General features: G+C 64.2%; 13 protein-coding genes and 1 pseudogene. 4 read left to right on the top strand and 10 right to left on the bottom strand.

What is annotated here, in order from left to right; translation table 11 throughout:
• Positions 1-210: 210 nt before the first annotated feature.
• Positions 211-915, bottom strand: a complete 705-nt coding sequence (locus EOB49_RS30500) for a helix-turn-helix transcriptional regulator (protein WP_127383164.1) — start codon at positions 913-915, stop codon at positions 211-213.
• Positions 916-1498: 583 nt separating this feature from the next.
• Between EOB49_RS30500 and EOB49_RS30490 the strand changes: the two genes are divergently transcribed.
• The gene (locus EOB49_RS30490; protein WP_127383162.1) at positions 1499-2143 is read left to right on the top strand and encodes a GcrA cell cycle regulator; all 645 of its coding nucleotides are present in this window, start codon (positions 1499-1501) and stop codon (positions 2141-2143) included.
• Here EOB49_RS30490 and EOB49_RS30485 read toward each other — a convergent pair.
• The 3 genes and pseudogenes from EOB49_RS30485 to EOB49_RS30475 all read right to left on the bottom strand — a co-directional run.
• Positions 2124-2270, bottom strand: a pseudogene (locus EOB49_RS30485) (cobalamin biosynthesis protein); the annotation flags it as partial. The gene EOB49_RS30490 and the pseudogene EOB49_RS30485 overlap by 20 nt on opposite strands.
• Positions 2271-2507: 237 nt before the next feature.
• The gene (locus EOB49_RS30480) at positions 2508-2816 is read right to left on the bottom strand and encodes a DUF982 domain-containing protein (protein ID WP_164749149.1); all 309 of its coding nucleotides are present in this window, start codon (positions 2814-2816) and stop codon (positions 2508-2510) included.
• A 108-nt stretch (positions 2817-2924) separates the two neighbouring features.
• Positions 2925-3206 (bottom strand): DUF982 domain-containing protein, encoded by a 282-nt coding sequence (locus EOB49_RS30475; RefSeq protein WP_127268742.1) that lies wholly within the window; start codon positions 3204-3206, stop codon positions 2925-2927.
• A gap of 243 nt (positions 3207-3449) precedes the next feature.
• On the opposite strand from EOB49_RS30475, the gene EOB49_RS30470 reads away from it, so the two are divergent.
• Positions 3450-4043, top strand: a complete 594-nt coding sequence (locus EOB49_RS30470; RefSeq protein ID WP_127321050.1) for a DUF6456 domain-containing protein — start codon at positions 3450-3452, stop codon at positions 4041-4043.
• 110 nt (positions 4044-4153) lie between these two features.
• Here EOB49_RS30470 and EOB49_RS30465 read toward each other — a convergent pair whose 3' ends face one another.
• From EOB49_RS30465 to EOB49_RS30455, 3 genes are all read right to left on the bottom strand, one after another.
• Entirely contained in the window at positions 4154-6178 is a 2025-nt protein-coding gene (locus EOB49_RS30465; protein ID WP_127383161.1) for an acyltransferase family protein, read from the bottom strand.
• Between the two features lie 243 nt (positions 6179-6421).
• Positions 6422-6727, bottom strand: a complete 306-nt coding sequence (locus EOB49_RS30460; RefSeq protein ID WP_127270646.1) for a hypothetical protein — start codon at positions 6725-6727, stop codon at positions 6422-6424.
• Between the two features lie 165 nt (positions 6728-6892).
• A complete protein-coding gene (locus tag EOB49_RS30455) occupies positions 6893-7639 on the bottom strand; it encodes a helix-turn-helix domain-containing protein (RefSeq protein WP_127383160.1) in 747 nt (248 codons plus the stop codon).
• Positions 7640-7867: 228 nt separating this feature from the next.
• Between EOB49_RS30455 and EOB49_RS30450 the strand changes: the two genes are divergently transcribed.
• On the top strand, positions 7868-8170 hold the full coding sequence (locus tag EOB49_RS30450; protein ID WP_127383159.1) for a hypothetical protein: 303 nt from the start codon (positions 7868-7870) through the stop codon (positions 8168-8170).
• On the opposite strand, the gene EOB49_RS30445 is transcribed toward EOB49_RS30450, so the two are convergent.
• The gene (locus EOB49_RS30445) at positions 8171-8896 is read right to left on the bottom strand and encodes a Crp/Fnr family transcriptional regulator (protein WP_127383158.1); all 726 of its coding nucleotides are present in this window, start codon (positions 8894-8896) and stop codon (positions 8171-8173) included.
• 452 nt (positions 8897-9348) lie between these two features.
• Here EOB49_RS30445 and EOB49_RS30440 point away from each other — a divergent pair, with 452 nt between their 5' ends.
• Positions 9349-9564 carry a hypothetical protein gene (locus tag EOB49_RS30440; protein ID WP_127321045.1) on the top strand — a complete coding sequence of 72 codons (216 nt, stop codon included), beginning with the start codon at positions 9349-9351 and terminating at the stop codon, positions 9562-9564.
• A gap of 283 nt (positions 9565-9847) precedes the next feature.
• Here EOB49_RS30440 and EOB49_RS30430 read toward each other — a convergent pair whose 3' ends face one another.
• Positions 9848-9958 carry a putative RiPP precursor gene (locus EOB49_RS30430; protein WP_127321053.1) on the bottom strand — a complete coding sequence of 37 codons (111 nt, stop codon included), beginning with the start codon at positions 9956-9958 and terminating at the stop codon, positions 9848-9850.
• A gap of 109 nt (positions 9959-10067) precedes the next feature.
• Positions 10068-11099 (bottom strand): hydroxyacid dehydrogenase, encoded by a 1032-nt coding sequence (locus EOB49_RS30425; RefSeq protein ID WP_127383157.1) that lies wholly within the window; start codon positions 11097-11099, stop codon positions 10068-10070.
• Positions 11100-11172: the final 73 nt, after the last annotated feature.

The following is an 11172-nucleotide window of genomic DNA, read 5'->3' as shown; positions in this document are numbered from 1 at the left end:
GGCTGGCCGTGCCGACGGACTGCCAGGGGCGACCGTTACGATCCAGGCGGCCTTCATCGACGAGCGCCAGCGCGTGCGCAGCGAAGCGCAGATGCTGAGCGATCGCGAGGTGCCGCTGGAGGGATCACGGCGGGCTTGAGTTTTGTCGAAGGGAGGGTGCCAGCGCTGCTTCTTCCTTCTCGCAGGGGGAGAAGGAAGAACGGCCCGTCCTCAATACCCCAGCAATTCCTTCAGCGGAATCACGCGCCAGACATGTTTGATGGCGTAGCGGTTGAAGGTCAGCGTCTTCGGCGGATTGTACTGCTCGACCACCAACTCGCCCGCCGTGCGCTTGACCAGCTTCTTGATGAAGGCCTTGCCGTTGCGCTCGTTTTCTTCGGGGAAGGTCTCGATCACCACATGGTCGCCGGGCACCGCGTCGCGGCCGCCGCAATATATCAGGTCGCCGGGCTCGTAACGCGGCACCATGGAATCCGAGAGCACGTGCAGGGCGAACACCTTCGGCAGGTTGCGCACCCCCGGCGGGCGCTGGACATAACCCGCCGGCTCGCCGTTGAAGGTGAAATCGCCATCGTCGCCGCCGACGGCCGCGCCCAGCACCTCGATATCCGTCGACCCGGCGGGTAGCGGACCGGTATCGGTGACGATCTCCGCATCGGCGACCGGTCCGGCATCGTCGAGAAACACGACCTGCCCTTGACCTAGCGCCACCGGGTCGACGCGCAGGAAGGCGGCGGTCTTCAGGAGGTTCTCGGTCTTGGGCAGATTGCGGCCGGTTTCCCAATTGCCGACGGCGGCGACGTCGGTGTCGTTGTGCTCGGCGATGTGGCGCATGACCAGGCCCCGCTGCTTGCGCGCCTTGCGGATCGCCGCCCCGACCTTGATCGACAGTTCCGTTCTTGCCATGGCGACCATGTGAGTGATGAAAGTGGCTCTCGTCTATGAAAGAATGACTTGCATCAATTTATGAGTTATGCTTATATACAGGTATGCAAAACCTGTCCACCTTTGATGGCGCAATGGCGCCGGCCCCGTGCGCGGTGTGCCCGGCGGCTGTCGCCCCCCTTTCATCCCGGCTGTCCTCCTCCCCGGCCAGGATGAAGCCCGACGCTCGGTGCTTGACTGCACCAGCCCCGGGTCCGGTCCGCCCGTCTCCGGCGACCGGAACGGCCGGAGCCGCCGCCCCCAGCGGCTCCGGCCCCCAATCCGACCGGCATGGCGCCGGCGCTGTTTTTTCGGCTGGCCGCTCCTGCATCCGCACCGAGGACGGCACCGTCATCCTGTTCGACAGGCCAACGGGCAGGGCGGTTTCCGCCCTGGATAGAAACACGGCCGAGGCGCGGCTTCTGCACCTTGCCGGCGGGAAATCTACCCAATCCGGCTGAGGCTGGTCGGCTGACAGCCGGCTCTTGAAAAACAACCTGACTGCGACCCGGCCACCGGGTCGAACCTTGACGCTGCCCGACGGCGCGCGGCCGAACTTTGGATGGAGCTGGATATGGCAAGCTATAGCGACGCGGAATTGCACGAGATCGGCCGCTGGCTGAAGGACGGGCTATCAGCCTCCAGGATTGCAGTCGCGTTCGGCGCGTTGCGCGGCAGCCCGGTGTCGCGCGACGCCATCATCGGCATCGTGCACCGTAACGCCATGCTGGGCGCGATCGGTTTTGCCAATGGCAAGGGGCCGCCGCCGCGAGCCGGACAGGCCGTGGGCAAGCGCGCTGAAAGCAAGCGGGCGACTGGCGCCCCGGGGACTGCGACGCCTGTCGTCGGCAAGATGCATGGCGTGCTTGCCACCAAGGACGGGCGTGAAGTGGCCCGGCCCAGGCGCCATTCGTTCGTGCGCGAGGTAGGCGTGCTGATCGCCGACGGCGTAGCCTATCGCCTGGAGACGCCGGCGTCACCGCGCGCGGCCATTGGCCGGCAGCCGCATGGCGTGGCGATGCGTTTCATCGATTGCCTGTTTTCACGCTGCCGCGCGCCGCTGGATTTGACGGTGGAGGAGGATTCTGAAAACGATGCGCCAGGCAGCCGGCCGGGCGCCGACATGCTGTGCTGCGGCATGCGCACCAGGGCGCTGAAAAGCTATTGCACCTACCACCAGGCGCCGATGAAATGGACGGTCATGGCGCATCTCCGCTGATGGCGATCGCGCAGGTGACGGGGCCGAGCACCGTGCGGGGGCCGAGCAGTCTGGCGCCGGCGCCGGCAACGGCGAGGGCGGATGCCTCGGAAACCGATGGCGTGCCGGCGAGTTCTTGCGAGAGGTTGCGCGAGGCGGCCCCCCCATCCGGCCCTCCGGGCCACCTTCTCCCCGCTGGGGAGAAGAGATTGGCACCGCCGCTGGCAATCTCCTCTCCCCCCGGGGGTCCGAAGGACGGGCGAGACACGTGGCTCGCCCCGGAATGGTCAGCCGAGCGAAGCGGAGGCTGGGTGAAAGGGCTGCCTCGCTGCACAGAGGTGGAGGATCTGAGATGAATCAAGCCCGGAGCAAAATCGCCAAAACCTTATTTCGGCATTTGCCGGCCTTGCTTGGGCGTGCGGCTCTGCATGCTCCTTGCGTCCATCGCCATCGCCGGGTTGCCCTCGTCGACCAATATACCGGTCACCCGGGCAAAGCCGGTAAACACCTTCATGGCGTCGGCTTCGGAAATCTGCGCGGCGATCGCCGCGCTGCAGGCGTTCAGCGCACTGCGGTAGACATGGCCGCGTCGCTCGAGCGGCCAACGCTGCAGAAAATCGGCGGCTTCGCTGACGCTGTCGATCTCTTCGATCTCATCTTCCACCCGCACTTTGAGCGGCACTCCGGTTTTCATCGTACCCACGGCGTTCACCTTCGCTTTGCGCGCGGCTCCAACTACCGCATCGATAAACGCGCCCCGCTGGCGGCCGGTTGCATCAATTTTTCGGCCGGCGCGCGATCCTCATGGGCTAGCCACCGCGTTCAGCCAGTCATGGGCGCGGCTTTTGGGCCTGGCCACCAGTATGTTCTGTTGCTTGGCCGCCCTGGTGAAGGCGTCGAACGCAATGCGCTGGCAGCAGATGCCTTCGACGGCGAGCGTAACCAGCCGCGTCGCCTCGAGATAACCAGGTGCTGTCTTGTCGGGCCATTGGTGGCGCAATGCCTCGGCTGCGCCGGCCACCGAACTGACCAGCATGGTTTTGTTATCGCAAAAGCGCACGGTAACCGGCATGAAGGCTGTCATCGGCGAACCTCCCCTTGGCATGGACGCGACATAACGTCGAAAGCTCGCGCCGGTTCCATCAGCCTGGATGCCGGGCGGCAAGGATGCTGGCGCAGCGGCGAGGAGGCGACGACCTCCGATTCAACGAAGGCCAACCGAACGGCGGCTCTCTCCGCCCTGCCGACCATGTGGGGAGATGCCCAACAGCGCGAAGGATCGCCGCTTTGCCGTTCTCCATCATCCCGAGCCAACCAGGAGCCTCCCATGAGCAAAAGGACCAGACCCGTCAAACCGCAGGCGCCGAAATTGCCGAAGGGCGAGGCCGAGCAGGTGCGCATACGCCGCGAGATCGGCCATGATTTCGCGCTCAGGGATGACGCCTTCGGCCGCAAGCGGCTGGCGGCGGGCACGCTGGAGGCTGCTCGTGTCTACGAGGTGTCGAATGACGGCTACGCCGCCACCGGCGGCATCGTGCGGGTGCGCGCCATCGATGCGCTCGTCGGCATCACCTCGCTGTCGCGCCAGCAGCGCGAGGCAGGTCTGCGCTACCGCGAGGATTTCCGCTGCAGCCAGCAGGCTGATGTCAAGCCGATGCGCTGGACCGAGCGCGTCGACGGCGGCCGCGATGGCGGCGGCATCGCCGACAGTGTGCTCGACGCCGGCAGGGCCTATGCCGCCGCCACAAGAGCGCTAGGCCATTGGGAGGTGGCCGCCGTGGTGCGACAAGTCTGCTGCGCGGACGGTTCCCTCAAGCGCCTGTCCGAGCAGACCGGCGAAGGCCGGAACGTGGTGACGAAGCTGCTGAAGGTGGGGCTGGATTTGTTGGCAGTGCATTACGGGATGATGATGAGGCGGTGAGGTGTGAAATGGATCCGACCGGCGATGCCTGCCGGATCGGTGATCAAGCCAGTTCCACAGATTCGCAAGATGTGATGAACAATGCGGACCGGGCGCAGATACCCAGGCGCCTAGAACAAGGCCCGCTCCAGCGGCCCCGCCAGCGTCTCTGCAAAGCCCGTCGCCAGATGGTGCCTGTCACGAAACGCCAGCTTGCCTGATAAGACGACGTGGCAGGTGGTCGGGCCGCAGAATTGGTTGGTGAGGTCGATGTAGCGGGTGTCGGGCACGCTGGTCACCACGGCGCGCTCGGCGGCGGCGGTGCTGTCGTTGGCGGCTTCGGCTCTTGGCGTGTCGCAGTGCGGCGAGGGTGCCTCGCGCCACCACAGGGTGCGCGCCACGCAGGAGCCGGCGAAGCTGGCGTTGATCGGCGTGTCGCGGATAACAGCCGTCTCGACACCGGCCCGGCTGAAGGCCTGCAAGGTCGAGCGCAGGCCGGCCTGCCAGCGCGCTACTTCAGCGGTGCGTTCGGCCGCGGGCAGGTCGCGGATCAGATTGCCGATGGAAAATTCGGAGATCACCACCAGGCGCGGCTTGTGGCGGATGATCTCTGATATGGCCTGCTCGCGCCAGGCGTCGCATTCGGTGTAGTCGCGCTTCAGCACCGTGTTGAAGGTGGAGAGCCGCGAAGCGCGGCACGATGATTTGAGATAGGTGATGATCTTTGTGTCGTTGCGCCTGGCTGCTTCGATCAGCGGCGTCGACCACTGGTCGGCGTGCGAATCGCCGAACAGCACGATGGTGCGGCTGGCATCGGCCGGGCCGAACATGCAGGGTTTCGGCGTCACCGTTTGGAAGTCGGCCAGGCAGTTCTTGTCGACAGCCCGCGCGATGGAAGGTCTTTCGACCGCCTGCTCGATGCCGCGCTGCTCGGGGCCGATGTTGCGCGTGGCCAGATGCGCGTTGGCATAGGCGACCGCCACGCCGGTGCCGGTCAGCATCAGCGCGGGAACCAGCACAAGGCCGGGAAAAGCGCGAAGCGGTTTTGCGCCTGGAATGCCCCTGGGAAAGGCGCGGGCGCCCACCGCCATCCAGGCGCCGCGCCGCGCCGGGTCTTCGATCAAATGATAGGTGAGCACCGACGGCGCGAGCGCCAGCACGCCACAGCCAAGCCGCTGCGGCACCGAAAGCTCCGGCGCCAGCATCCCGGCATAGACGATGACCGGCCAATGCCAGAGATAGAGCGAATAGGAGAGCGTGCCGATCCATTGCAAGGGCGGCAGGGACAAAGCGGTAGCCGGGCCAAGGGCTTGCCAGCCGGTCCGCCTATTGCTCTGCGGCCCGCCGACGCCGCTCAGCAGCACCAGCACGGTGCCCGCCACCGGCAGCAACGCGTACCAGCCGGGGAAGGGCAGGTCCTCGCTCAACAGGAGATAGGCGGTCGCGATCAGCGCCAGGCCGAGCCAGCCAAGTGCTGCCCGCAGCCAGATGCGGTGCTGCAGCAAAGCCATGGGGACCAGCGTCGCCAGGCCGCCGGCGGCGAACTCCCAGGCGCGCAGCGGTGAAAAATAGAAGGCCCAGGCCGGCGCCGCGCTGGTCAGCCACTGGCAGGCGGCGAAGGAGGCAAGGCCGGTAACGCCGATCACGGCTGCGGCCGTTCGCCGGCCCGGCCGCAGCCAGGCGGCCAGCAGAAGCAGCGCCGGCCAGGCCAGATAGAACTGCTCCTCCACCGACAAAGACCAGAAGTGGATGAAGGGATTGCTGGTGGCGTCGGCGGCGAAATAGTCGAACGACCAGCGCAGCAGCCACAGATTGATGGCATAGGCGGAGGCGAACATGGCGCCGCGCGAATAGAGCGCCTGCTCCTGCGGCGCCAGGATGAAGTAGCCGGCGGCCAGCGTAACCAGGATGACGAATAAAGCTGCCGGCAGAAGCCGCCGCGCGCGCCTGGCATAGAAGCGCCAAAGGTCGAGCCGGCCGGTCTCGCCGATCTCCTGCATGAGATGGGTTGTTATCAGCCAGCCCGAGATGACGAAGAAGATGTCGACGCCGGCAAAGCCGCCGGGGAGCGCGGTGAGGCCGAAATGGTAGGCGACGACACCGCCGACGGCGAGCGCGCGCAATCCTTGTATGTCCGGCCGGAACGATGCTGCCACGACGGCTCCTTCGTGCAAGGCCCAGCCCCTGCGCAACGTCGGCCGGGCAGGCTGATATCGCAATGCAACAAATTTATCGCAGTGCAACATAGAGCAATTTTATCGCGGTGCAACATAGCAGGAAGGGAAATGGGCCGGCGCGCCGGCCGGGCTGATCGTTGCGTGGCGGGCTTGTCCGTGCGCCCCGCGGCAGACGCAAAACAGCCCCGCGAAGGGGCTGTTTCTCATCGGGCCGCTGGATTGCTATTTGCTGCCGCCGTTCGCTTTCACGCTGCTGCAGAATTCCGGATGGCTGTTGGCCGCAGTGGCGTCCTTCGCCTCGTCCTCGCAGGCCTTCATCATCGCGGTCTGGTCGTCCGGCGTAAGGGCCTTCCAGGCCTTCACGAAATCGTCGTCGCTGACCATCGTCTTCCTGCTGGAGTCGGTGTAGAAGGGCTGCATCTTGGCCGGATCGTCGAGAGCCGACGTGCCGGTGTCGCTCGCGGCAAGCGCCGTACCGGCAACCATCGAGAGCGTCATCGCGCCGAAACAGATCATCTTGATGTTCATGGCGGTACTCCTCCTGTTGCTTTGGGATCGTCGAAGCAACGATCAGCTGGAAAACGACAGGTTGGGGTGAAAGTTCCGGGGTTTTTTGCGCAAAAATCCCGAAACGAAGAAAAATATAGTCGAAAAACTTGAAACTTTCCCCGATTTTTCCCGTAAGAAGCGAGTTTATCGGGTCTCTCGTGCGAGACTGACCACCAGCTGATCGACACTGGGGTCGTCGAGACTGACGATATGGGCCATCTGCAGCGCTCGCCTCATGCTGATCCTGGCGACGTCCTGCCGCATGATGACGGATACAAAGGCCGGCCCTGATCCGGTGAGGACGATCGCCCTGCCCACCAGAACCGGTTCGGAGATGGGAGCCCACTGCACGGTCATGATCGAGGGCTCGGTGGTCTGGCGCCGGTTGATGCCGGTGAAATAAATCCAGTTCAGGCGCGAGATCGCCACGCCGTAATGGTTGCCGGGTATTCTCGAGCCACCCCGGCCATCGCCCGAAGCCCAGCGCGTCACCCGCCTGAAGGTGACGAGATCGGCTTCGCGCCGCACGAAGGTGACCGAGCGCATCAAAAAGTCGGGTCGGCCGGGCATCGAAAAATAGGTGAAATATGTGCCTCCGGCGATGGCGGGCGACGGCGGCCGCACCATGTTTTCGTACAGGGCCTGGCGCAGCGTTGCGTTGCCGTCGCTCTTGGCTGCCGCGGCGGCCGGCTCACGATACAGCTCATTCTCATCGATCTTGAAATACTCGCAGATCAGCCTTGCGGTGGCTTTGTTGGGAACCGCCTTGCCTTGCAGATAGCGCTCGAACTGGGTGCGATTGATGCCAAGCTCACGGCACACCGCGCTGACGGAAGCGTGGCGTTGGACCAGCCGCCTGAGATTGGCGGCGAGATTCTCGCGAATTGGCACGACATCTCCCCGACAGACGTACGGACCAGTATTCAAGCGATGGCTTATATACACTTGCATGCCGTGGCGGCGGCGCGAAGATGGACCTTTGGCCAATAGGCAACGACCCGGTGGCGCGTAGACTGTACGATTCTGACAGTCCGGCTATGCAAGCCGTGTAAATGGGCGTATTTCGATCGCAAGAGCGACCTGAGATCGGCCTCTCGACATCCTGCAATGGAGGGCGGTTTGGATCATACCGGCCTGGTCGAGCTTCTGGACTACACGCAAGCGCAATTGACGAAGATCCGCCAGGCGGTCGCGGCCAGCGATCACGCCGGTGCCATGTTCACCATCGACTGCCTTATCGGAGCGGCGGCCGAACAGACGAAGTGCAAGCTTGCAAGTCTGGAGCATGCCGGGTTGCCGATAGCCAAGGATGGACCGATCGACGGGGATGGGCCGATTGGCCGGGGCGCATTTGAAGGCGGTGCGGCACCGCCCGGCAAAGCGACATCGGGCAAGCCGGATGCCGGCGGCAACCGCTCCTGATCAGGCCGCGCCGATCTCGCCGATCAGCCTTGTATATTCGGCCTCGGCTTCGCCGTAACTGCCATTGGCGAGTTCCAGCAGTCCGGCGCGGTCGCGAATGACGATCTCGCCCCGACGCGAGCGGATCAACGCGCGGCCTTCAAGCAGTTGGAGGGCGACGGTGACGCCTGGCCGCCTGACACCAAGCATGATGGCCAGGAATTCGTGGGTGATGGCGAGATGTTCGCCCGGCACGCGGTCATCGCACATGAGCAGCCATCGCGCCAGCCGTTCCTCGAGCTTCAACCGCGCGTTGACGAGCGCGGTGCAGCCGGCCTGGGTCTGTAGCGCGTTGACGAAGCGCAGCAGGAACATGCGCAAGGTTGCACTTGCCTCCAATGCTGCCTTGAAAGCGCCGACTTCGATGCGGATCGCTTCGCCTTCGAGTTGGACATAACAGGCATGCGGCGCACGGTCGTCGCCCATCACCAGGGCGTATCCGGTCATGCCTTCGAAGCCGATGAAGCCCACTTCGGCCTCTTGGCCGCTTGCCGTGCTGGCGACCACCGAACCGATGCCCTGTTCGATGAAGTAGACGGCCTCGATCGGAATATTCGGAGTCACCAGCATCATGCGCAGCGGCAAGTCGCAGCGCTGCATGTGCGGCTCGAGCAACGCCAGATCATCCGCGGGCATGCGCCGCAGCAGCTGATTTCGGTATTGATGGTTTTTGGTGAGATCAGACATGGCGTGGCCCAATGCAGGGCAAGAGCCATCCAATCTCCCAGCCGTCCGTGCCCGTAAAAACGTACGGACGATCGCCTATGTATAGGGGCTCTGAACGAAGAAAGATATCAATGCGATATGAAATTCGAAGCACGGCGCCCCCCAACGCCCGTTCGCATATGAAAAGATCGGCCTGAATGTTAGTGTCGGAAACGTACCAAGCGCCACTTGGTACAAAACCGACATATTTCATGAGAGCGCCGGATCACGGTGAGGGTCGATGAAATCCGCCGGCTAATGACAAGGGCGCCATGTCGCGCCGGGCCCGAGAATCGTTCGAAAAAGGGGCGGACCGGCGGGAGAATTGTACGATACTTACTGTGATGAAGGCCGATGTTGACTCTTGCTCAGCCCGATTTCATTTTTTGCCCACAGCGTCAAGGAAGTGATCGCTGCTCCGAAAGGGGCTTCTTATGTCGAGCCTTCATAAGCGCAATCCTGGTTTCCATCCTTCCGATCTGCAACTGTGCCAGCGCGTCTTCGATCGGGTCTGCCTGGAGCGCAAACTCGATCGCATGTCGGGAGAGTCGGACGTGCAGCTTCTGGCGGCCACGGTGTTTTCGCTGTTCCAGAATGGCTGCCGCAATGAAGGCGAGTTGCTTGAGAGTTTCAGGCGGACGCGCCAATGACCAAAGCCAGGATCACGTCCGCGGCACCGGTAGCCGAAAACGAACCTTACGACGCTGCGGTCTTCGCCCGGAAATACGGCATGTCGCGGAAGGCCGCGGAGGTCGTGCTGTCCGCGAACGGACCGTCCAGAACGGCTTGTGACGCTGCCGCCCGCTCTTTTATGGAAGCGGTCGCCCGCAGGGCGAAGAGCAGCCGTGGACACTGAAGCTGCGCCTGGAGCGGCTGCCGTACCGCCCGCCCCGGGTGCGTCCGATACTAACCTTCATTGGATGCCGCGAGGTGTCAGCCTGCCGGGCCTGTCGGGCCTATTACGCCTGAATTGGCTTGCTGCGCCGTCACGGCGGAGAGTTTCTGCCGTTTGAGCAGCATCGGCTTTTCATAGATCTTCTTCATGTTCATGGCCTCCCTCCGCAAAGTTCGATTGCGGCAGCGTTATCGCCGGCCGCGCCCTTGTCAAGCCGACCTTGTCGAGGGCCGGCCAACCGGGACGAAAACCCACGCCTCAATTCCTGTCGGCCGGCTTGGAACGCATGCGCGAAACCGTCTCGCGCTCGGCGCGCTTGGAGCGCAGCGGCGGCAGGCCGCGGTCGATCAGGTCCATGTCCTCAAGCACCATATCGCCCATGCGCTTGAAGGCGATGTCGAGCGCGCCGGCGCGGTGAGCCGAGCGCAGAAAGCCGGGCAGGGTGCGCACCGGATGATCCCGCGCCAGCGGTTCTTCGGGGAAAACGTCGCTGGCGGCGACGATGTGGCCGCTCTTCACCGCCGCCATCAGTGCCGGGAAGTCCACCACGCCGGCGCGGCTGAGCAGGATGAAAGCGGCGCCCTTGCGCATGCCGGCAAAGGCCTCGGCACCGAGAAAACCCTGGTTCTCGCTGGTCACCGAGGCAACGACGAAGATGAAGTCGCTGGTCGACAGCACCTCGTCGAGAGAGGCCGGCTCGACGCCATTGTCGATGAGGATCGATGGCGGCAGCCAGGGATCGAAGACTTTGGTGCGGGTGCGGAAGCCCGACAGCAGCCGGTTCAGCGCCCGGCCGAGATCGCCGAAACCGATGATCCCGACATCCGCGCCGGACAGGAGCCGCGCCGTCTGGTTGCCGTCGCCGCCCCACAGTTCCTGTCCCTGGCGGAAGGCGAGGTCGGCATCGACGATGTCGCGGGCGAGGTTGAGCGCCATGGCAAGGCCAAGCTCTGCGACCGGCTCGGCGAACACCAGGCCGGTGGTGACGACATGGATACCGCGCGCGAACAAGGTCTCGTAGGACATGTTGTTGATGAGGTTGGTCTCGACATTGAAGACGCAGCGCAGCGCCTTCATCCCGTCGAGCGTTTCGGGCGATATGGGCGGCTGGCCGATGATATAGCGCGCCTCGGCCAGCACGTCGGCCGGCAGTTTCGCGACGCCGTCAGCGGTCGTCTCGACAAAACGATAGTGAGCCTTGAGCCGCGCCAGCTGCCGGGCTGTGAAGATCAGGTCGAGCGTGCGTGGTTCCGGCGCACTGATAACCAGCGGCAAGGCGCTGTTGGACATGACTATTTCCTCTGTTCCCGATGGCCAAAATACCCTGGATGAAACGATTTACAACATCGCGCGGGGAGGCGAG

It is taken from the genome of Mesorhizobium sp. M7A.F.Ca.MR.148.00.0.0, assembly GCF_003997735.1.
GTDB lineage: Bacteria > Pseudomonadota > Alphaproteobacteria > Rhizobiales > Rhizobiaceae > Mesorhizobium.
The sequence above is the reverse complement of the archived record's forward strand: the minus strand, read 5'-3'. Positions and strand labels throughout refer to the sequence as shown.

Bases quoted from the DNA above. Each gene is read 5' to 3' on its own strand.
- EOB49_RS30500 (WP_127383164.1), bottom strand. From the start codon at position 915: ATGGTCGCCATGGCAAGAACGGAACTGTCGATCAAGGTCGGGGCGGCG.
- EOB49_RS30490 (WP_127383162.1), top strand. From the start codon at position 1,499: ATGGCAAGCTATAGCGACGCGGAATTGCACGAGATCGGCCGCTGGCTG.
- EOB49_RS30480 (WP_164749149.1), bottom strand. From the start codon at position 2,816: ATGAAAACCGGAGTGCCGCTCAAAGTGCGGGTGGAAGATGAGATCGAA.
- EOB49_RS30475 (WP_127268742.1), bottom strand. From the start codon at position 3,206: ATGACAGCCTTCATGCCGGTTACCGTGCGCTTTTGCGATAACAAAACC.
- EOB49_RS30470 (WP_127321050.1), top strand. From the start codon at position 3,450: ATGAGCAAAAGGACCAGACCCGTCAAACCGCAGGCGCCGAAATTGCCG.
- EOB49_RS30460 (WP_127270646.1), bottom strand. From the start codon at position 6,727: ATGAACATCAAGATGATCTGTTTCGGCGCGATGACGCTCTCGATGGTT.
- EOB49_RS30445 (WP_127383158.1), bottom strand. From the start codon at position 8,896: ATGTCTGATCTCACCAAAAACCATCAATACCGAAATCAGCTGCTGCGG.
- EOB49_RS30440 (WP_127321045.1), top strand. From the start codon at position 9,349: ATGTCGAGCCTTCATAAGCGCAATCCTGGTTTCCATCCTTCCGATCTG.
- EOB49_RS30430 (WP_127321053.1), bottom strand. From the start codon at position 9,958: ATGAAGAAGATCTATGAAAAGCCGATGCTGCTCAAACGGCAGAAACTC.
- EOB49_RS30425 (WP_127383157.1), bottom strand. From the start codon at position 11,099: ATGTCCAACAGCGCCTTGCCGCTGGTTATCAGTGCGCCGGAACCACGC.